Source organism: Streptomyces sp. NPDC053673 (assembly GCF_055585225.1).
The window spans coordinates 46880-66897 of the sequence record NZ_JBVJKN010000015.1; the positions used below are offsets into that span (position 1 = coordinate 46880).

Genomic DNA, 20018 nt, shown 5'->3' on the forward strand with positions numbered 1-20018 from the left:
CGGTGGCTCGGCCAGATGGTGTTACCGACAAGTTTGTGAGACGACTTGTCAGCAGGTTTTGGTGACTTCTGCCAAGGCGGCGGCCGTAGTCTTCTGTGTCCGGGGGACGAGAGACGGGACACGTACGGGGGAACTGTCGTGCAGGGACTGGAAGTCGCGTTGGTCCGGCTCGCGGGGACGGTGCTCGGCGCCATGGCCAAGTCCCTCCTCGCGCCGCGGCCAGGGGCCGGCCTGGTGAAGGCGCCGGTGCGCCCCTTCCCGCGCCCGGCGGGCGCGGACCGGCTGGCGAAGGTGCTGGGCGGGCGGCTCACGGACGCGTACGCCGGGCTGCCGGAGCACGAGCGGCTGGCGGCGGTCGACGCGGTACGGGACACCTTCGCGACGGCTGGGGCCATCGACCCCGACCGGCTCTTCGCGGTGGACCTCGACCCCGCGCGGTTACGAGCCGAGCTACGGGCACCGGCCGGCGCTGGGCTGAGCTCTCGTGCGGCCGAGTTGTACGAGGAGCTGCTGGGCCTGTGTTGCGAGCATGTGGTGGAGCAGGCGACCGCCCATCCGTCGTTCGCGGCGCGGGCTGCCGTGGAGCACGTACGGATGGCGGGACGGACCCGGGACGCCGTGGAGACGCTGACCGGGCGCAGCCCGGACGCGGTGGCCCTGGAGTTCGAGCAGCGTTACGCGGACTACGTGGCGGCGACGCACGGGCGGCTGGAGCTGTTCGGGCTGACGCTGGGGCGATCGGCGCGGGAGTGGCCGTTGGACACGGCGTACATCAGCCTCACGGTCAGTGCGGACGCCGGGAAACGGGACGGCTTCGATCTCCCCCGCACGGGCCAGGTGGCCGTCAGGGCCGAGCAGATCCTGACCACCACCGACCGGCTGCTGCTGCGCGGGCCCGCGGGCTCCGGCAAGAGCACGCTGGTGCAGTGGCTGGCGCTGAACGCGGCCCGGCGCAGCTTCCGGGGCGAGCCGGGGGACTGGAACTTGTGCGTCCCTTTCGTGCTACGGCTGCGTGCCTTCACCTCGACAGCCGATCTGCCCACCCCCGAGGACTTCCTGCGGGCGACCGGGATCCCGATGAGCGCGCCCGCGGGATGGACCGAGCGCATGCTCACCGAGGGCCGGGCGCTGATTCTCGTCGACGGCGTGGACGAGGTCCCGATGCGCCTGCGGACCCGTACCGAGGCATGGCTGAAGTCCCTGATCGCGGCCTATCCGGACGCCCGCTACGTGGTGACGACCCGCCCGTCGGCGGTGCCGGAGGACTGGCTCGCGCGGCTCGGCTTCACGGCGCACTCGCTGCTTCCCATGGACCGCGACGACATCCGCTCGTTCATCGGCCACTGGCACGACGCGGCCCGCCTGGAAGGCCTCTCCGACAGTGAGCACGGTGAACTGGAGGCATACGAGGCGTCTTTGCGCCAAGCCGTCGCCACCCGCCGGGATCTGGGCCGGCTCGCCACCAATCCACTGATGTGCGCACTGCTGTGTGCGCTGAACCGCGACCGCCGGATGCAGTTGCCCCGGGCCCGCAAGGAGCTGTACGACGCGGCCTTGGACATGCTGCTCGTACGCCGTGACACGGAGCGGGAGATCACCGGCGTCGAGGGCGTCGACCTCACGCGGGAGGAGCAGACGGCACTGCTGCAGCGGCTCGCGTACTGGCTCATCCGCAACGGGCAGGTGGAGGCCGACCGGCCCGAGGTCGTGGAGATGCTGGCCGAGTGGCTGGCCGCGATGCCACAGGTGCGGGGCACGGACGAGCAGGTGCTCGCGCACCTGCTCATCCGCAGCGGGCTGCTTCGCGAACCCGCGCCGGGCGCCGTGGACTTCGTGCACCGGACCTTCCAGGACTATCTGGGGGCCAAGGCGGCGGTGGAGTCCCGGGACATCGGGATGCTGGTGCGCAACGCGCACGACGACCAGTGGGACGACGTCGTGCAGATGGCGGTCGGGCACGCACGGCCGGCGGAACGAGCCCGGCTGCTGAAGCAGTTGTTGCGACGGGCCGACCGGGCACCGAAGATGCGACACCGGCTGGTGCTGCTGGCGGCGGCGTGCCTGGAGCATGCGCCGGAGCTGGACCCGTCCGTTCGGGCCGACGTCCAGGCCCGTACTGAGGAGCTGCTGCCGCCGCGGAGCCTGGAGAAGGCAGAGGAGCTCGCGAAGGTCGGCGAGCTGGTGCTGGAGCTGCTGCCGGGGCCGGAGGGGCTGGACGAGGATGCGGCGGCGGCCGTGGTGCGGACGGCGGCGCTGGTGGGGGGTGACGCGGGGATGGGGGTGATCGCGCGGTTCGCCGAGGATGTTCGCTTCCCGGTCGCCTACCAGGTTTCGTACAGCTGGGGCGCCTTCGACGCTGCGGAGTATGCCGAGACGGTGCTGGCGCACGCCACGCTGCCCGACACGTATCTCAAGGTCCGCACGGCGGAACAGGTCGCGGCGCTCGCACGGCTGCGCCACCTCACGTGGATCCGCCTCGAAGGCGACCACGGAATCCCGTCGGAGATCACGCAGCACACAAGGGTGGAGTCGCTGTTCCTCAATCAGGACCAGGGCCTGAACGATCTGTCCCCATTGGCCGCGCTGCCCCGGCTGAATCTGCTCGGCATCGACGCCTGTCCCGCGCTCACGGATCTCGGCTCCCTGCGCGGACTGCCTCTTCGGAAGCTGTGGCTCTACAACCTCACGGACGGCCTTTCCCTCGCGCCGGTCGATGACCTGACCGCACTCCAGCTGTTGGCGCTCGATTTCGCAGCGGGCGTGTCCAGCGTCGGGGAGATTCCCGCCCCGCGCGGGCTCACGCGTCTCGGTCTTTTCGATGAGGCCCGAGGCATCAGCCTCGACGGGCTCGAGCGCTGGCCCGGCCTGGAGTGGCTGACGGTCTCGGGTGACGCACAGGCCGGAGAACTGGCCCGCCATCCACACGACTTTCCGCTCCACACCCTGCAGATCATCGACCAGTCGTCGCTCGATCTCGCCACCGTTTTGCGTCATCGAGGACTGATCGAACTGTACGTGGGTCGCAGCCGACTCGCCTCCGGCCTCGGACCGTTGCGGGAGCTGCCCAGGCTGACCCGCCTGTCACTCGGCGACTGCGGCCCCGTCGACATCTCGCCGCTGGCCGGCAAGGAGCAGCTCACGATCGTCGCCCACAACGGGACGCAGCTCATCGGTGCAGAGCTGTTCCCGCCCGAGCGCATCAACCGCACGCGCTAAACCCCCGCCGCCCCCAGCAACGACCCCGCCGCGTACGTCACCCCCATCGCCAGCGCTCCCCCGCCCACGTTCCGCACCACCGCCCGCCCCACCGGCGCCGCTCCCAGCCGCGCACTCCACCAGCCGGTGAAGCTCAGCGCGACGAGCACCGACACCACGGTCACCCACAGCCGCACGGTCGCGGGCGGGAGCACGATGGCCAGCAGCGGCAGCAGCGCGCCCACCGTGAACGCGAGGAAGCTCGCGCCCGCTGCGTGCCAGGGGTTGGCCAGCTCGTCGGGGTTGATGCCCAGCTCGACCCGCGCATGCGCGCGCAGGGCGTCGCGTTCGGTGAGCTGGACCGCGGCCTCGCGGGCCACCTCGCGCGAGAGGCCGCGGTCCTCCAACAGGTCCGTGAGCTCGTCGAGTTCGGCCTCCGGCTGCTCCCGCAGTTCTCGCTTCTCGACGGCCAGCGCCGCCTTCTCGGAGTCGCGCTGGGTGGAGACCGAGACGTACTCGCCGGCCGCCATGGACATGGAGCCGGCGAGCAGTCCGGCGAGGCCGGCGGTGAGCAGGGCCGCTCGGTCGCTGGTCGCGCCCGCGACGCCGACGACGAGGCCGGCCGTGGAGACGATGCCGTCGTTGGCGCCGAGTACCGCGGCGCGGAGCCAGTTGAGGCGGGTGCCAAGGGGTTCGCCGTGGGGCTCGTGGTGCGCTGGTTCGGTCACCCGGGGAGGGTCTCATCCCGGGCGGTCACCAGACGCGTACCGACCCGCCCGGGGCGAAGGCGGGACTGGTGGCGTCGGCCGGGACCTCCTTCAGGGGTTCGGCGATTTCCGAGACCGTGGGGCCGGCTTGCGCCGCGATGCCGTCCAGCAGATCGAGGTCGAAGCCGTACACCCGGGCCGCGTTCCCGCCCGCCATCGCCGCGACCTCCTCGCGCGGCAGGCCCGCGTAGGCGATGCGGAGGCCTTCGCGGGAGTACGGGGTCGTGCCCTCGTCGTGCGGGTAGTCGCTCCCCCACATGATCTTGTCGAGGCCGATCCGGTCGCGCAGCGGCACCTCGTGGGGGCGCATGAAGCTCGCGCCGACGAAGCAGTTGTCGCGCCAGACCTCGCTCGGGCCCTTGCCCATGGAGGCGGCGAGACCGGCACCGAACTTGGACTCCGCGGTGGAGGCCCGGGAGGCCGCGGCGACGAGCCGCCCGTGGTAGTAGTCGAGCATCTCGACGACCGCCGGGATCCAGCCCGAGCCCTGTTCGGTCAGCACCAGTTTCAGCCCGGGGTGGCGGCGGAAGGCACCGCCGAAGATCAGGTGCCAGAGCGCCCGGTGGGAGAACCACGTCGTCTCCACCATGAAGACGGCCCGCGCGGCCGGTTCGTCGCCGAGCGGCGGGGAGGCGGACCCGCCGTGGTGATTGACCGGTACGTCGAGCTCATCGCAGACCGCCCACAGCGGGTCGTACGTCGCCGAGTACAGCTCCGGGACGCCGGACCCGGGCGGGGCGCCGGGCAGCAGGATCCCCCCGGTGAGACCTGCCTCCTTGCTGCGGCGGACCTCGGCGACCGCCTCGTCCACGTCGTTCAGCAGGATCTGCGCGACACCCGCCCGGCGGCCGGGGACGAGGGAGCAGAAGTCGGCGAGCCAGCGGTTGTGGGCGCGCAGCCCGGCCCAGCGCTGCTCGTACTCCTCGCGTGTCGGCGCCGGAGCCATCAGCGATGCGGAGGGGAAGAACGGCGGGATGGTGTTGGGGAAGACGACTTCGGCGACGATGCCGTCGGCCTCCAGTTCGGCGACCCTGCGGTCCGAGTTCCAGTTGCGGTCGGCGGTGTCGGCGAGGAGGTCCTCGTACGGATTGACGTATGTCGCCGCCCATGCGTCGAAGTCGTCGTGGTGGCGCTTCTCCAGATACGGCTTGTAGTCGAGGAGATCGGCGCCCGCGTGACAGTCGGCGGAGATGACCGTGTAGCGGTCCTCACTCATGACGACACCCCCAGGGACGGGAAGTCGTGGTCGGTCAGCCAGTGGCGGCCGACCTCGCGCGACCTGGCCCATGACGCCTCGACGGCCGGCTGGTCGTCGGACTGGCCGAGATCGGCCGGGGTCGGGCCGATACGGCGGGCGATCGGGGCCAGCTTGTCGGTGTCGAAGCCGAAGACCTCGGCGGCCGCGAGGCCCAGGATGCGACGGGTCTCCGCGACGGGGATGTCGTGGAAGGTGTTCTTCAGCCAGGCACGGGTGTTGGGCCAGGTGCCCTCCGGGTGGGGGAAGTCGGAGCCCCAGAGGATGTTGTCGATGCCGATCTCGTACCGCTGGGCGAGTTCGCGCCGTTTCGTGTTGGTGGCGCAGATGAAGATCTGCCGGTCCAGATACTCGCTGGGCGGCCGCTTCAGCTCGGCGAAGGGCGAGAGCTTCTTGCCGCCGTGCGCGCCGAGGTAGAGCCGGTCCATGAACCACAACAGGTTGGGCAGCCACCAGCAGCCCGACTCGGCGACGCCGAACTTCAGTCCGGGGTGGCGCTCGAAGACCCCGGACCAGAGCAGGAACCAGAGCGGTCTGGCCGGCCACCAGGTGACCTCGGAGACGTAGATGCCCAGGTGGTCTCCGTACTCGTGGCGGGGCGCGGCGCCGGAGTGGGTGACCAGCGGCATGGCGGTCTCGGCGGCGGCCGCCCAGACGGGGTCGTAACGCCGGTCGTGGTACGGGGCCTTGTCCACCCACATGGAAGGGATCATGAGCGCGCCGAGACCGGATTCCCTGGCCCGGTGGATCTCGGCGACGACACGGTCGACGTCACCGGTGACGGGGAGGAGGGCGACCCCGCAGTGCCGCTCGGGACTCTCGGAGACGAACTCGGCGAGCCAGCGGTTGTGCGCCTGCGCACCCGCCATGCCGAGCTCGGGGTCCTGGTCGCCGGAGAGACCGAGTCCGACGCCGAAGGGGGCGGCGGTCTGGCTGTCGACGGCGTCCGCGTCGGGGAAGACCACCTCGGCGGCCACCCCGTCGCCGTCGAGTTCCTTGAGCCGCTGCGCGGTGTCCCAGCCGCCGCGCAGGCCTTCCTCGTTGTCGCTGAACCACTTGCTCGCGAAGGCCTCGTTGCGTACGCCGAGGCGGGTCATCTCCTCGCGGCGGCGGTCGCGCCCGGCGAGGAACTCGTCGAAGTCAGGGTGGAAGCGGGAGTCGAGGTAGGGCCGGTACTGCTCGGTGGGCAGGCCGGCGTGGCAGTCGGAGGAAATGATCAGATACGGGTCGTTCGGCTCTGTCAACGCGCTCACCTCGATCGGGATCGCTGCGGGATGGCTGCGAAATGGCCGCGGTCTCGCCGCGGATCGCCGCGGATCGCTGCGGATCGCTGCGAAATCACCGCCGGTTCGCGGGCGGATTCGCCGCGGATTCGCCGCGGACGTGCTCGACGCTCAGTCGAGAATGAAGCTCTCCAAGTAGTCAGGCGCGGAGCGGCTCAGCATCGACTGCGAGCGCGCCCGGATCTGCCGGTCGCTGTGCTCGCTCGCCGGGAGCATCCAGAAGCGGTCGGCCCTGATCCCGTCCACGACATGCGCGGCGACCTCGTCCACCGGTGTGAATGTCACCTCGTGCCCGGCGGCCCTCATCGCCGCCTCCCACTGGTCGAGGCTGCGGTACGGGGTCTTCCGCGGCCGCTCCTTGGCGTAGCGCGACGGCCGGTTGCGGTGCGATTCCCACAGGCCGGTGCGGAGCATGTGCGGGCCGGGAAAGAGGACCGACGCCCCCACCCGCGCGCCCTCCGCCTTCAGATGCGCGTACAGCGACTCGGTCATCGTCACGACCGCCGCCTTGGTGACGGCGTACACGGACGCGGTGGGCAGCGGGGCGATACCGCCGTCCCCCGATGAGGTGTTCACCACGTGGCCGGGCTCACCGCCGGCGATCATCCGGGGGACGAAGGCCTGGATGCCGTGGAAGACACCCCACACGTTCACGGCGAACGCCCACTTCCAGTCGTTCGGCTCGTGCTCCCACATCCGGCCCTCGGCGCCGGAGCCGACGCCCGCGTTGTTGCACAGCACATGCACGGCGCCGAAGGACTCGTAGGCCGCGTCGGCGAGGCGCTGTACGGAGTCCCGGTCCGAGACGTCCACGACCTGTGCGAGGACGTCCGCGCCGCCCGCGACGAGATCGTCCACGGCCTTGCGCAGCCCGCCTTCCTCGACGTCCGCGAGAACGACCCTCAGGCCCTCCTCCGCGAACCTCCGCGCCATCGCCAGTCCGATGCCGCTCGCCGCGCCGGTGACGACGGCGACCTGTCCGCGTGCCAGCCTCATCGGACGCTCCCCTCCGGCGGTCCGTCGAGGATCTGCTGCGGGTCGTCGTAGCGCTGGTGGATGTACGGCAGGAGCGCCTGTGCGCTGACCCGTTCCGCCACGCGCCCCTTCTGGTCGGTGGTCTTCTCGCCGATGGTGAGCTCCACCAGCTTCCGTACAGGCAGGTCGGCGACCGGGTCGTACATCGACTCGCGCAGCACGACGTCGCCGGTGAGCTGCTCCAGCTTGCGGATCTTCTCGTTGCGCACGCAGTGGACGAGGACCGGCTCGGCGTCGAAGCCGGAGCCGGCCCCGTCCACGGCCGGAAGGAACTTGAAGTAGAAGTCCACCTTCTCGGTGGGCTCGGGCAGTGGCAGCGGGCCGCTCACCGCGCCCCGCACCTCCACGAAAGCGATCCCGTGCCGGGCAAGGGCCGCCCGGACGAGCAGGCCTTCGCGGTCGACGGTCACCTCGCCCAGCTTCTTCGGCTCGCCGAAGACCTCACGGCCGCCGATGAGGGCCCGCTCATGGGTCATCGGCATGACGAGCGGATACCAGCCCTGCTGGTCGCCGTGGGCGGCGGCGACGGCGACCGAGCCCGCGCCTGGGGGTACCTCCCGTGCCGAAGGCCTCGGGGGAGGATAGCCGGGCAGATCGACCTTGCTGATGTTGGCTCGTACGAGGGGGCGTTCGGCGGGTTTGAGCGGCGGCGGCAGAACGGCCGCGACCACGTCCGGGTCGGTCTCCCACACCGCCACGACGCCCGTGGACCAGATGTCGGGGAGTTCGGCGCCGGCTGCGCGGGCGGCCGCGATCTCGACCTCGGTGCGCGCGCCGTACCGTACGCGTGCCATGTCGTACCACCCTTCGTCGGGGGCGCGTTCCCTGATGCGGGCTGCACAGTTACATGCGCTGGGCAAAGGGTCCAGAGACGTGCGCATCCGATTTCGGCACGCCTCGTTCGGGTGAACGCATGGGAGAATCGGTCGGCTTGAGGCAAGAAGCTCGTACTGTTGTACATGCGCATCGCAGTTCACCCGCGGCGTCGAGTGGCACCGCCCCCGTACCACCGGAGGATGGTGCGGGGCATCGGACCAGTCAGGCCCGGCCGGACTCGTTGCGCAACAGGGACTCCGCCCGCCGCGAACTGGATCACACGCAGGACGTGTGCCGCCGCCGCGGTGCGTACGCGGGGAACCAGGTCACCCAAGACCGTTCGGGGTGACCCGCTGCACAAGAGCCGGCCCCGCCTCGCAGCGCCCAGGAACGGTAAAGAGCCGTGCACGCCCCGGAGCAGGGGGCGCCGACCTCGAATCTGGTCGGGCCTGTGAAGGGCCGTGCCGAGCCACACGGTTCCAGATCGTCGGCTTCGTCCTGGTGGAGCGGAACCGGGAGCGCGCGCCCCTGCAGTCACCCGGCGAGGAGGAGCTGTGGGGCACCGAGAGCGCGGAGGACGACCCCGCCCTGGCCCGCGCGCTGGCCCGTCCGACCGACCCGGAGAAGCTGTTCGCCACGTCCGTGAAGGCGCTGGTGAAGGCGCTGGTGAAGGCGCTGCTCGCATGACTCGCCGGAGCTCGCCGTAAGTTCCGCTCCTGTCGCATCACCCGATGCGGTGGCAGCGCGCGCCCGAGATCCCTCACCCGTACGGGCAGGGTCAGGGCAGCCCCCAGGGCCGCCCCCAGGTGGCTCAGGGGCCGTCATGTGCCGTGCGAACGGAAGCTGTTCTTCTGACCGGCTGCCGCCGGGTTCCCGGACGGGCCGGGACAGCGCTGTCAGTGGGGGCCCGTAAGCTCTGTGACCATGCTCGACGACCGTACGACAGCAGCAGCGTGGCCGACCGCGTACCCACAGGGGTATGCGGTCGTCGACGTGGAGACCACCGGACTCGCCCGCGACGACCGGATAGTGTCGGCTGCCGTCTATCGACTGGACGCCCTGGGCAATGTCGAGGACCACTGGTACACGCTGGTGAATCCCGAGCGGGATCCGGGTCCGGTGTGGATCCACGGCCTGACGAGCGATGTGCTGGAGGGCGCACCCCTCTTCAGTGATATCGCCCGTGAGTTCGCGGACCGGCTGGACGGCCGGGTGCTCGTCGCGCACAACGCGATCTTCGACTGGTCGATGATCGCCAGGGAGTACGCACGGGCGGAGCGCGTCGCGCCCGTACGGCAGCGCCTGTGCACCATCGCGCTCTCCAAGGAGCTGGCGCTCCCGCTGCCCAACCACAAGCTGGAGTCGCTCGCGGCGCACTTCGGCGTCGTGCAGCGGCGCGCGCACAACGCGCTGGACGACGCGCGGGTGCTGGCCGAGGCGTTCCGGCCGAGTCTGCACACGGCGGCGGAGCGCAATGCGCGGCTGCCGCTGCTGGAGTGCCGGCCCCTGACCGAGTGGTCCTCGGCCCCTCCCGCGCCGCGCATCGGCCACCAGACGTCGTACCGGCAGAACAGCTGGCGTCCCGCACGTAGGCGGCCCGCGTGCCCGTACCCCAACCCCGGGCGTTACGAAACAGATAAACCACTCAAGCAGGGCATGAGGGTGGCGTTCTCCGGAGATACGTCCATCGAGCGGGAGCTGCTGGAGGACCGCGCGATCGAGGCGGGCCTCCATGTCGCGACGAGCGTCTCCCGGCTGACGAGTCTGCTCGTCACGAACGATCCGGACGCGGCGACGTCGAAGACGGTGCGGGCCAGGTCGTTCGGCACGCCGATCGTCGACGAGGCCGCGTTCACGCAGTTGCTGAGGGACGTCGCTCCCGCGGAGGCCTGACGGCGCGATGCCGCCGAAGGTCCGCTGCGCCGGTCGGGTGCAGCCTCGCCGACCCGCCCGTCCGGATCTTGCTCCGGTCTCCCGCGCTCCGGAGCATGCGGCGCATGGCACGTTGCGAGGTCTGCGGAAACGACTACAGCATGTCCTTCGAGGTGCACGCGCAGGGCGCGGTGCACGTCTTCGACTGCTTCTCCTGCGCCATCCACCGGATGGCGCCCATCTGTGAGCACTGCCGGGTCCAGATCATCGGCCAGGGCGTCGAGGTGGAGGGCCACTGGTACTGCGGCGGTCACTGCGCCCGCGCGGAGGGAAAGGCGGGCATCGTCGACAAAGTGTGAGCCCGCCCCCCGGCAGGCCGCCGCCCCGGGCCACTCCCCGGAACGCGTCCCCGACCAGTCCCCCGGACCGGGTCCGGGGCTGCCCCGCCCCGTCCCCGGACCCTCCCTCCGAGCACCCCACGACCGAGTTGTACGGTCGTGGGGTGTACCGCTTCCTGTTGTCCCGGCAGTGGGTGATCCTCACCCTCGTCTTCCTCGTCCTCATTCCCGTGATGGTCGAGCTGGGCTTCTGGCAGCTGCACCGGCACGAACACCGGGTCGCCCAGAACAAGCTGATCTCGGACAACCTCACCGCGCGGCCGGTCCCCGTCACCGAACTGACCGCCCCCGGTCACACCGTGCCGCGCGCCGACTACTGGCGGCGGGTCACCGCGAAGGGGACGTACGACACCGCGCACGAGGTCGTCGTACGCCGACGCACCAACAGCGACGAACGGGTCGGCGTCCATGTGCTGACCCCGCTGGTCCTCGCCGACGGCCGCGCCGTCCTGGTCAACCGTGGCTGGGTGCCCGCCGCGGCCGACCAGACGGCGTTCCCCGTCGTGCCGCCCGCGCCCAAGGGCGAGGTCACCGTCACCGGCCGGCTGATGGCCGACGAGACGACGGATGCCAGCGGCATCAAGGACCTGCGCGGACTGCCGCCCCGTCAGATCATGCTGATCAACAGTGAGCAGCAGGCGAAGGGCCTCGGCAGGCCCGTGCTCGGCGGCTATCTGCAGCAGACCGCGCCCGAGCCGCCCGGAAGCACGCCCGAGCTGATCCCCGCCCCGGACCACGACTCCATCGGCCCCCACATGGCGTACGCCGTCCAGTGGTGGCTGTTCGCGGCCGGTGTGCCCGTCGGCTGGGTCGTCCTCGTACGCCGCGAGAGGCGGGACCGGGCGGCTGCGGCCGCGCAGCCCGCAACCGGACCCACGTCCGCAACCGATCCCGCGTCCGCGTCCGGGCCGGCGGCCCCGGCCGCGCCGGCGTCGGCGTCCACTTCTGCGCAGGGCCCTTCCTAGGGAAGCGCGCCGCGGGAACACTCGGGGCGCGTCGGCAGACGGGTTGCCGGACAGACGGGCTGCCTGGCTGCCGGGTTGCCGGGCTCTGACGGAACGTCCTCGGCCATATCGGACTGTTGGGATCCGGCCTCGCCCAGGCCGCGTACGAGACGGCAGGATAGGGCCATGGATCTTGGACTGAAGGACCGTGTCTACGTCGTCACCGGAGCCACCCGGGGCCTGGGGAACGCCGCGGCCCGGGCGCTGGCCGCCGACGGCGCGAAGGTGATCGTCACCGGGCGGGACGAGAAGGCAGCCGCGGACGCGGCGGCCGCGATCGGCCCGGACGCCGTGGGCATCGGAGCGGACAACGCCGACCCGGCGGCCGCCGGGAACCTGATCGCCGCGGCGCGCGAGCACTTCGGCCGCTTCGACGGCGTTCTGATCAGTGTCGGCGGACCGGCGCCCGGGTTCGTCGCGGACAACACGGACGAGCAGTGGCAGTCGGCGTTCGAATCGGTCTTCCTGGGCGCGGTGCGGCTGGCACGCGAGGCCGCGGCGGCGCTGAGCGACGGAGGGGTCATCGCCTTCGTCCTGTCCGCCTCGGTCCACGAACCGATCCCGGGGCTGACGATCTCGAACGGCCTCCGCCCCGGCCTGGCCGGCTTCGCCAAGTCCCTCGCCGACGAGCTGGGCCCGCGCGGCATCCGCGTCGTGGGCCTCCTCCCGTCCCGCATCGACACGGACCGCGTCCGCGAACTCGACGCCCTCTCGGGCGACGCGGACGCGGCTCGCACCGCCAACGAATCCCGCATCCCGCTGCGGCGCTACGGCACCCCGGAGGAGTTCGGGCGTACGGCGGCGTTCCTTCTGTCCCCCGCGGCGTCGTACCTCACGGGCGTGATGCTTCCGGTCGACGGCGGCGCCCGGCGCGGCTTCTGACGGGCCGGCTGCTCGGGCAGCCGCTGCTCGGCTCGTTTCGTGCGTACGGCGCCGTCGGCTGCGTGAGGGGAATCCGCGCCCCGTACGACGCCCGGCCGGTGCCGCTCGCGTCCGGATCGTCGCGAGCGGCACCGGCCGATGACTGACTGGGGCTGGGGTCACTCCATGGGGTAAATGTCCCCCGAACCCATGGCACTCTCCTGCTCGCTCTGCTCCTTCAGCTTGCGGGCCTTGTCCTTGAGCCGCTGACGCTCCTCAGGGTCGCTCACCCTCTCCGCGGCCTGGTCCAGTTCCTCCGCCTTCTGACGCATCTGCCGGATGCGTCCGCGGGATTCGTCTGAAGCGCTCATGGTCACTCCTCGGGCGTCTGTATGAGCGGGCACCATCAGCGAACCAGCGCCTTCACGGCCTCGCATCCCGAGCGCTCGCCGACCTCGATCTCCGCAGGTCGAAGCGGTCCGCAGGGACCACGACACGACGCGACCACGCCACGAAGAACCGGCCCCGCCGGCCCCGAACCCGACCGCCCCCATGGTCGGGAGATGCCCGTACGCGGTGCACGCAGCCGGCGCCCCAGGCCCCCGTCACGTCACGCCGCCGCTCCAGGCCTCCGTCACGTCACGCGTTGCGCACGGTGTTTCTCGGCGCGGAGGCGGACCTCCGAGGGAAGCGTCGCCAGGCCCGCCGACTCGCGGGCGTGGGTCAGCGCCTCCGACGAGAGCCGTTCCAGGGTTTCGCACGGGGAGGCGTGGGGCTCCAGGAGGAGACGTACCCGGGCCTCCGGGGCCGTGCGGCGGCCGTGGAGGGCGACCTGGGCGCGGGCCACGCCTTCCAGATGCTCCGCTTCACCGGCGAGGACGGACTCCAGGGCTCGGCCCCGCAGCAGCGCGCCTTCTCCGTCACCGCTCTCGACCAGGACTTCGGCCAGCCGGGAGCGGCGGAACTGTGCGAAGAGCCACCAGAGCGCGAGTACCACGACGATCACGAGCGCCGCGACGACCGCGGGCCACCACCAGACCTCGTCCCGCCACCGCCCCCGGTCGCTGCCGCTGAGCAGGACGTCGTCGGGCCCGTTCCAGGGCCACCAGGACGGCACCCCCAGGCCGAGGCCGGCGGCCAGCGCCGCACCCCCGGCCGCCACCAGCACCAGCCCGGCGAGCCCCAGCAGTACGCGGTTGACCACCCCGAGCATCCTGCTCACCCCTTCTTCGGAGGCCGTCGCACATGCACGGACAGAGCCGGCGCGTGCACCAGCCCCAGCTCGCGGATCCCGACGGCGAGCACGGTGTCCAAGTCGCCGCGCACGTCGTCGAGTTCACGGAAATGGGACACCGCACGGACCGTGACCCGGGAGCGCCGCATCCGTACCCGCACCGTCTGCACGCCGGACACGTCCATCGCCCGGTCGCGCAGTACCAGCGCCGCCGCCTCCCGGTACAGCCCGGCCCGGACACCCGAGCCGGCCGCGTCGCGGCGCATCGTCAGCAGCCGCCGCAGCCCTGGCGTCGTGGCGAGCACGATCAGCCACACCCCCAGCGCCACGGCGACGCCCGCGCCCACCAGCACCCAGATGTCGTCCAACGGGCGCTGCTCCAACTGACCGGCGAGGGAACGCCGCCACTCCATCCCGGGCCGGTCGGCCCGTACCGAAGCCACGTCGAACAGCAGCAGCCCCGCGCCGCCTGTCAGCACCACCGCGAGCAGCGCGGCCGGGATCCGCCGTTTGGACCAGAACCGTCCGGGACGGCCGCCGTCGTCCTGTCCGGCCACCGGCACCGACCGGTACGCGGCGGCGGAGGCCGACTGGTCCAGTTCCCTTTCCTTGACCGGTCCGCTCTCCTCGACCCGTCCGCTCTCCTTGACCGGTTCGCTCATCGGAGCCTCCCCTGGGCCGCCCGACGCGTATGGACGGAGTGCAGCCGCTCGACCTCCACCGCGACTTCGGGCACCTCCATCCCCGCCAACGCCTCTACCCGCTGCGCGACGTGCCGACGCACGGCTCCGCACTGCCCGCCGATGTCGGAGGGATAGTCGAGTTCGAGGCTGATCCGTACCCGGGCACGGTCATGGTGCACCGTGACCGTGGCGTGCGGGGCCGAACCACCCTCCGGTACGCGGCCGAGGGCCTCGCGCGCCGCCTGCGCGGCGATCTTCGCGACGACGCGGTCGGCGATGGTGGTCGCTCCCCGCTCGGCGGCCGCGATTCCCGTCGTCGCCGGGAGCCAGGTGGAGTCCGCGGCCACGGCGTGTCACCTCCGCCGGTCACCGTGCGCGCGGCCCCGGAAGAACTCACCGGGGTCGAGGTCGCCGTCCAGGAAGCGCCCGGCCACGAACCCGACCGCCCCCAGCGCGGCCACCAGCAGAAAGGCCCCGAAGCCGCCGAAGTATCCGGCGAAGCCCAGTGCCATGCCGGCCAGCAGGCCGGCTACCGCCATGCTCATCGTGAGCTCCTCTCACGAGCTCCGTTCACTGGATCCGCGGCTCGGTCTCTTCGTCTTCCTCTTCCGGCAGCTTCACATCGCCGACCGCGATATTGACCTCGACGACTTCGAGACCGGCCATCCGCTCGACCGCGGAGATGACGTTCTCCCGGACGGCGCGGGCGACATCCCCGATCGAGACGCCGTAGTCGACGACGATTTCGAGGTCGAGCGCGGTCTGCTTCTCGCCGACCTCGGCGCTCACCCCACGGGTGACGGACGGTTTGCCGCCGGGCACCCGGTCGCGCACCGCGCCGAAGGTACGGGAGGCTCCGCTGCCCATGGCGTGGACGCCGACGACATCCCGGGCCGCGAGTGCGGCGATCTTCTCGACGACTCCGTCGGCGATGGTGGTGCGGCCCCGGGTGGCCGGATCGCCGCCGCCGCGCCTGACGGGGCCCGACCCCGACGGCTCCTTGGTGACATTGACGTCAGTTTCGGTCATCGCCAATCGTCCCTTCCGGGCGGTGGTGAACTCCGGACCTCGTTGACCACACTAAGTGTGCTTGCCCGGTATCGCGCCGGGGATGCGGCAGGCTGGAGCAGTGGCGAGGCGGCAGCGATGACGACGGCGCATGGATGGGCCGGGGCGGTACGGGCCCGGCTGGGCCTGGGCAGGCTGCTTCCCCTCGGCGGCGCGGCGGACGGCGCCTGGCTGGCGGAACGAGCCGCGGACACGGTGCTCCATGCGGCGGCCCAGGAGGTGCGCGAAGTGCAGCTGGGGAGCCTGCGGATCGCGCTCGCCGACCCTGCGGCGGCCGGGACGCCTGCCGTCCCGCCCCCGCCGGGCGCGCTACCGCCCGGCCCTCTCCGTATCGAGGCGGAGTTCGCGGCGGCCGGTGACGAACCCCTTCCGGCGCTCGCGGAACGGCTCCGCGCCGCCCTCTTCACCGCCTCCGTGGAGCGGCTGGATCTCGCGGTCACGGAGATCGATCTGCGGGTGACGGAGCTGCTGGACACCGCACCGGAGCCGAGCGCGGTGCCTCGCCCGTCCGGGGTGGGTGCCGTATCGCCGCAGGGCGAGGTGGGCAGCACGGCAGCCGCGGTGCGGGGCGTCGCTCACCTCACGGACACGCTGGGCGTGCCGGTCCTGATCGAGGAGTCCTACGTCCGTGTCGAATGTGCGACAGCGCCGGGCCACCGCCCCTTGGTGGTGGCTCTGGCCGTTCGGGAGGCGGTTGCCCCGGTGCTTACGGCACCCGTCCCGGTGGCAGTGCTGATCACGGACGTCGCCGGCTGGGGAGTGTCTTCGAAGTAGCGTCGCGGGGCAGACGGGACTCTGAGGACGCGACCCAGGCCCCCAGGGCGTTCGCGGACGGCGACACCTCTGCAACACGCCTCGGGCCGACCCTAGGGCGTGTTTGAGAACTAGCGCCGTCCGCCCGTAGGGCGGGGCTCGCGGCGTCTGGTGCGTGCAATCGCAAGGCGGTGGGGGCACCTCCCAGCGGTAGCTGGGGGAGATCATCCTCGTACTGGACGTACTTGGATGACTCCGACAACGCAGCGAGGGGGCACCTCCCGTGCCCGAAGGGCTACGGGGGAGTGCGTGCCAGGCGTCGCGAGCCAGGCGGGAGTTCTCAAACACGGCCTAGTCCGCGAGACCCGCGAGATCGCGAAGACGCCGGGCCTGGGCTGCCCGCTCGGCCGTCCGCTGGTCCTCGTACGTACGGGACTGCGCACCCCGCAGCAGTGCCTTCGTCTCGATCACGGCGTCACGCGGCGCCGCAAGCAGCGCGGCGGCCAAGTCCCGTACGGACACGTCGAGTTCCTCGCCGGGCACGGCGAGGTTGGCGAGGCCGATACGCTGCGCCTCGTCGGCGTGGACGAACCGGCCCGTGGCGCAGATCTCCAGCGCACGGGCGTAGCCGACGAGCGAGACGAGCGGGTGGGTCCCCGTGAGATCGGGGACCAGGCCCAGGCTGGTCTCGCGCATGGCGAACTGCACGTCCTGCGCCACGACCCGCAGATCGCAGGCGAGGGCAAGCTGGAAACCGGCACCGATCGCATGCCCCTGAACCGCCGCGATCGACACGATGTCGTTGCGGCGCCACCAGGTGAACGCGTCCTGGTACTCGGCGATGACGGCGTCGAGCTCCTCGTCGGAGCCACGCGCGAGATCGAGGAACGACGGCTCGCCGTCAAAGCCCTCGGGCGTGAACGCCTGCCGGTCGAGCCCCGCGGAGAAGGACTTGCCCTCGCCACGCAGCACGACGACCCGCACACTGCCCGGCAGCGACCGCCCGGCTTCCGCCAACGCCCGCCAGAGAGCGGGAGATTGGGCATTGCGCTTGGCCGGATTGGTGAGGGTCACCGTGGCCACCGCGTCATCGACGGTGAGCCGTACGCCGTCCTTGTCGAGCACAGAGTCGAGCGAAGTCATGAGGGCCTCCGGTTCCGGTGCGGTCAGTGCAGCACAGATTAAGCGACTGCACAGTAACCACCCAGTCGACCACACGATCGGCCGGGTGGCCGACACCGGAAACCGGCCGGCCTCGGACGCCGCTGAGGATTGTCAGGCGTCAGGCCGTGGCGGCCTTCTTGCCTCGTGTCGCTCCGCCGCGTCCACGCAGCGTGACTCCGGACTCGCTGAGCATCCGGTGGACGAATCCATAGGAGCGGCCGGTCTCTTCGGCCAACGCCCGGATGCTCGCACCGGAGTCGTACTTCTTCTTCAGGTCTGCCGCGAGCTTGTCGCGCGCGGCGCCGGTCACCCGGCTGCCCTTCTTCAGAGTCTCGGCCACCCGTGCCTCCTCATGGGAAGTGCGCTCTGGACTCTCATGATCACCCCTCAAGGGCTTCATGGCCACCCATTCGACAAGGTCTGTGCGACCAGCTTTTGCGGCCACAAGACCTCCGGCATGCCCGGAATCAGATATTCCGAGTAAGGGCGCCGTGACGTTTCGTCGCCCCAGAGGACGAAATTCCAGGTCAGGGCCACAGTCGTCCGGACCGGACGGTTCCGCATGCCTGCCGGGCGTGGCGGACCGTTTCAGCGGACCGCCACGCCGGGGTACGAGACGCACTCACTCAGATGAAGGATCACGCGTGAGCCGAATGATCCATACGGAGTGGATCAATCCGGATGGATCACTCGCAGACGGCCCGGTCGGGCGAGCGCGACGGGGCCGGGCCGGCGAGCGCGACGGGGCCGGGCCGGCGAGCGCGGAGGGGCCGGGCGGGAACGACGGGGCCGGGCGGGAACGACGGGGCCGGGGCGGGAGCGACGAGGTCAGGCGAGAGCGACGAGATCCGCGTAGTCCGCGCCCCACAGGTCCTCCACGCCGTCCGGCAGCAGAATGATCCGCTCCGGCTGCAGCGCCTCGACCGCGCCCTCGTCGTGGGTGACCAGGACGACGGCGCCCTTGTACGTGCGCAGCGCGCCGAGGATCTCCTCGCGGCTGGCCGGGTCCAGGTTGTTCGTCGGCTCGTCGAGCAGCAGCACGTTCGCCGAGGAGACCACCAGCGTGGCCAGGGCGAGCCGGGTCTTCTCACCGCCGGAGAGCACCCCGGCCGGCTTGTCGACGTCGTCACCGGAGAACAGGAAGGAGCCCAGTGTCTTGCGGATCTCGACCAGGTCGAGATCCGGCGCGGAAGAGCGCATGTTCTCCAGGACCGTGCGGTCCGGGTCGAGGGTCTCGTGCTCCTGGGCGTAGTAGCCGAGCTTGAGGCCGTGGCCCTCGACGACCTGGCCGCTGTCGGGGTTCTCCACACCGCCGAGCAGGCGCAGCAGCGTGGTCTTGCCCGCGCCGTTGAGGCCGAGGATGACGACGCGGGAGCCCTTGTCGATGGCGAGGTCCACATCGGTGAAGATTTCGAGGGAGCCGTACGACTTGGACAGGCCCTCGGCCATCAAAGGCGTCCTGCCGCAGGGCGCGGGCTCGGGGAAGCGCAGCTTGGCGACCTTGTCGGCGACCCGGGCCTCCTCGAGGCCGGAGAGCAGCCGCTCGGCGCGCCGCGCCATGTTCTGCGCGGCGACGGTCTTGGTGGCCTTGGCACGCATCTTGTCGGCCTGGGCGTTGAGCGCGGCGGCCTTCTTCTCCGCGTTCTGACGCTCGCGCTTGCGGCGCTTCTCGTCGGCCTCGCGCTGCTGCTGGTAGAGCTTCCAGCCCATGTTGTAGACGTCGATCGTCGAGCGGTTCGCGTCGAGGTAGAACACCTTGTTGACGACGGTCTCGACGAGGTCCACGTCGTGGGAGATGACGATGAAGCCGCCCCGGTACGTCTTCAGATAGTCGCGCAGCCAGACGATCGAGTCGGCGTCGAGGTGGTTGGTCGGCTCGTCGAGCAGGAGCGTGTCGGCGTCCGAGAAGAGGATCCGGGCGAGCTCGACACGGCGGCGCTGACCGCCGGAGAGCGTGTGCAGAGGCTGGCCGAGCACGCGGTCGGGCAGGTTGAGCGCGGCGGCGATGGTGGCCGCCTCGGCCTCGGCCGCGTAACCGCCCTTCGTCAGGAACTCGGTCTCCTGGCGCTCGTACTGCTTCATCGCCTTGTCGCGCGTGGCGCCCTTGCCGCTGGCGATGCGCTGCTCGTTCTCGCGCATCTTGCGGATCAGGACGTCGAGGCCGCGCGCGGAAAGGATGCGGTCGCGGGCGAGTACGTCGAGGTCGCCCGTTCGCGGGTCCTGCGGGAGATAGCCGACTTCGCCGGAGCGGGCGATCTGGCCGGCGGCCGGGATGCCCTCACCGGCGAGGCACTTGGTGAGGGTGGTCTTGCCCGCTCCGTTACGGCCGACCAGGCCGATGCGGTCGCCCTTGGCGATACGGAAGGTGGCGGACTCGATGAGGACGCGGGCGCCGGCACGCAGCTCGACGCCGGAAGCGGTGATCACGGAAAGACTCCAGAACGGATGGACGACGGAAGGACGACGGGGCGTGCGGAAGCTTCGACGCCGTCTAATCCATGAGGAGAATTGCCATACGGCCAGTCTACCGGGACTGTGCAACTGGTTTTCTGTGGTGCTGCCCACGGTCGCGGCCGTGGGCGGGCTCCCCCGGGGCCGGGGCGAACAGGGCGGCAAGCCGGGGCGAGCGG

Annotated in this window: 21 protein-coding genes; 7 read left to right on the plus strand and 14 right to left on the minus strand. The window is 71.2% G+C overall.

Translation table 11 applies throughout. The annotated features are described in order from the left end of the window. Positions 1 to 138: 138 nt before the first annotated feature. The gene (locus tag ACZ6ZQ_RS21755) at positions 139 to 3216 is read left to right on the plus strand and encodes an NACHT domain-containing protein (RefSeq protein WP_469770151.1); all 3078 of its coding nucleotides are present in this window, start codon (positions 139 to 141) and stop codon (positions 3214 to 3216) included. Here the strand turns inward: ACZ6ZQ_RS21755 and ACZ6ZQ_RS21760 are convergent. The 5 genes from ACZ6ZQ_RS21760 to ACZ6ZQ_RS21780 all read right to left on the minus strand — a co-directional run bounded on the left by ACZ6ZQ_RS21760 (position 3213) and on the right by ACZ6ZQ_RS21780 (position 8329). Continuing rightward, positions 3213 to 3923 carry a VIT1/CCC1 transporter family protein gene (locus tag ACZ6ZQ_RS21760; protein ID WP_469770152.1) on the minus strand — a complete coding sequence of 237 codons (711 nt, stop codon included), beginning with the start codon at positions 3921 to 3923 and terminating at the stop codon, positions 3213 to 3215. The two genes, ACZ6ZQ_RS21755 and ACZ6ZQ_RS21760, sit on opposite strands and share 4 nt — an antisense overlap. A gap of 25 nt (positions 3924 to 3948) precedes the next feature. Then, the gene (locus tag ACZ6ZQ_RS21765) at positions 3949 to 5178 is read right to left on the minus strand and encodes an amidohydrolase family protein (protein WP_469770153.1); all 1230 of its coding nucleotides are present in this window, start codon (positions 5176 to 5178) and stop codon (positions 3949 to 3951) included. Then, positions 5175 to 6461, minus strand: coding sequence for an amidohydrolase family protein (locus ACZ6ZQ_RS21770; RefSeq protein WP_469770154.1), 1287 nt, complete (start codon positions 6459 to 6461; stop codon positions 5175 to 5177). The genes ACZ6ZQ_RS21765 and ACZ6ZQ_RS21770 overlap by 4 nt, the downstream gene beginning before the upstream one ends. A 150-nt stretch (positions 6462 to 6611) precedes the next feature. Next, positions 6612 to 7496: an SDR family NAD(P)-dependent oxidoreductase gene (locus ACZ6ZQ_RS21775; RefSeq protein ID WP_469770155.1), complete on the minus strand. Its 885-nt coding sequence runs from the start codon at positions 7494 to 7496 to the stop codon at positions 6612 to 6614. Then, positions 7493 to 8329 (minus strand): acetoacetate decarboxylase family protein, encoded by an 837-nt coding sequence (locus ACZ6ZQ_RS21780; RefSeq protein WP_469770156.1) that lies wholly within the window; start codon positions 8327 to 8329, stop codon positions 7493 to 7495. Before ACZ6ZQ_RS21780 ends, ACZ6ZQ_RS21775 begins: the two co-directional genes overlap by 4 nt. A 523-nt stretch (positions 8330 to 8852) precedes the next feature. On the opposite strand from ACZ6ZQ_RS21780, the gene ACZ6ZQ_RS21785 reads away from it, so the two are divergent. The 5 genes from ACZ6ZQ_RS21785 to ACZ6ZQ_RS21805 all read left to right on the plus strand — a co-directional run bounded on the left by ACZ6ZQ_RS21785 (position 8853) and on the right by ACZ6ZQ_RS21805 (position 12507). Continuing rightward, positions 8853 to 9038: a hypothetical protein gene (locus ACZ6ZQ_RS21785; RefSeq protein WP_469770157.1), complete on the plus strand. Its 186-nt coding sequence runs from the start codon at positions 8853 to 8855 to the stop codon at positions 9036 to 9038. 231 nt (positions 9039 to 9269) lie between these two features. Continuing rightward, on the plus strand, positions 9270 to 10244 hold the full coding sequence (locus ACZ6ZQ_RS21790) for a DEDDh family exonuclease (protein WP_469770158.1): 975 nt from the start codon (positions 9270 to 9272) through the stop codon (positions 10242 to 10244). Between the two features lie 104 nt (positions 10245 to 10348). Next, positions 10349 to 10582 carry a hypothetical protein gene (locus ACZ6ZQ_RS21795; protein ID WP_453662537.1) on the plus strand — a complete coding sequence of 78 codons (234 nt, stop codon included), beginning with the start codon at positions 10349 to 10351 and terminating at the stop codon, positions 10580 to 10582. A 143-nt stretch (positions 10583 to 10725) separates the two neighbouring features. Continuing rightward, on the plus strand, positions 10726 to 11586 hold the full coding sequence (locus ACZ6ZQ_RS21800; protein ID WP_469770159.1) for an SURF1 family cytochrome oxidase biogenesis protein: 861 nt from the start codon (positions 10726 to 10728) through the stop codon (positions 11584 to 11586). A 165-nt stretch (positions 11587 to 11751) separates the two neighbouring features. Beyond that, entirely contained in the window at positions 11752 to 12507 is a 756-nt protein-coding gene (locus ACZ6ZQ_RS21805) for an SDR family oxidoreductase (protein WP_469770160.1), read from the plus strand. Between the two features lie 158 nt (positions 12508 to 12665). On the opposite strand, the gene ACZ6ZQ_RS21810 is transcribed toward ACZ6ZQ_RS21805, so the two are convergent. From ACZ6ZQ_RS21810 to ACZ6ZQ_RS21835, 6 genes are all read right to left on the minus strand, one after another. Next, on the minus strand, positions 12666 to 12857 hold the full coding sequence (locus tag ACZ6ZQ_RS21810) for a DUF6381 family protein (protein WP_469770161.1): 192 nt from the start codon (positions 12855 to 12857) through the stop codon (positions 12666 to 12668). 263 nt (positions 12858 to 13120) lie between these two features. Continuing rightward, positions 13121 to 13699, minus strand: coding sequence for an alkaline shock response membrane anchor protein AmaP (gene amaP / locus ACZ6ZQ_RS21815; RefSeq protein ID WP_469770270.1), 579 nt, complete (start codon positions 13697 to 13699; stop codon positions 13121 to 13123). A 5-nt stretch (positions 13700 to 13704) separates the two neighbouring features. After that, complete coding sequence (locus ACZ6ZQ_RS21820; protein WP_469770162.1) at positions 13705 to 14382, minus strand: DUF6286 domain-containing protein; 678 nt, start codon at positions 14380 to 14382, stop codon at positions 13705 to 13707. Beyond that, positions 14379 to 14750, minus strand: coding sequence for an Asp23/Gls24 family envelope stress response protein (locus ACZ6ZQ_RS21825; RefSeq protein ID WP_469770163.1), 372 nt, complete (start codon positions 14748 to 14750; stop codon positions 14379 to 14381). Before ACZ6ZQ_RS21825 ends, ACZ6ZQ_RS21820 begins: the two co-directional genes overlap by 4 nt. Positions 14751 to 14756: 6 nt before the next feature. Next, positions 14757 to 14948 (minus strand): hypothetical protein, encoded by a 192-nt coding sequence (locus ACZ6ZQ_RS21830; RefSeq protein ID WP_469770164.1) that lies wholly within the window; start codon positions 14946 to 14948, stop codon positions 14757 to 14759. 25 nt (positions 14949 to 14973) lie between these two features. Next, the gene (locus tag ACZ6ZQ_RS21835; protein ID WP_469770165.1) at positions 14974 to 15432 is read right to left on the minus strand and encodes an Asp23/Gls24 family envelope stress response protein; all 459 of its coding nucleotides are present in this window, start codon (positions 15430 to 15432) and stop codon (positions 14974 to 14976) included. Between the two features lie 117 nt (positions 15433 to 15549). Here ACZ6ZQ_RS21835 and ACZ6ZQ_RS21840 point away from each other — a divergent pair, with 117 nt between their 5' ends. Next, positions 15550 to 16245: a hypothetical protein gene (locus tag ACZ6ZQ_RS21840; RefSeq protein WP_469770166.1), complete on the plus strand. Its 696-nt coding sequence runs from the start codon at positions 15550 to 15552 to the stop codon at positions 16243 to 16245. 330 nt (positions 16246 to 16575) lie between these two features. Here the strand turns inward: ACZ6ZQ_RS21840 and ACZ6ZQ_RS21845 are convergent, their stop codons facing one another. The 3 genes from ACZ6ZQ_RS21845 to ACZ6ZQ_RS21855 all read right to left on the minus strand — a co-directional run bounded on the left by ACZ6ZQ_RS21845 (position 16576) and on the right by ACZ6ZQ_RS21855 (position 19815). Beyond that, positions 16576 to 17367 carry an enoyl-CoA hydratase/isomerase family protein gene (locus ACZ6ZQ_RS21845; protein ID WP_469770167.1) on the minus strand — a complete coding sequence of 264 codons (792 nt, stop codon included), beginning with the start codon at positions 17365 to 17367 and terminating at the stop codon, positions 16576 to 16578. A gap of 139 nt (positions 17368 to 17506) precedes the next feature. After that, a complete protein-coding gene (locus ACZ6ZQ_RS21850; RefSeq protein WP_018518904.1) occupies positions 17507 to 17728 on the minus strand; it encodes a helix-turn-helix domain-containing protein in 222 nt (73 codons plus the stop codon). A 488-nt stretch (positions 17729 to 18216) separates the two neighbouring features. After that, positions 18217 to 19815, minus strand: coding sequence for an ABC-F family ATP-binding cassette domain-containing protein (locus ACZ6ZQ_RS21855; protein ID WP_469770168.1), 1599 nt, complete (start codon positions 19813 to 19815; stop codon positions 18217 to 18219). Between the last annotated feature and the right edge of the window lie 203 nt (positions 19816 to 20018).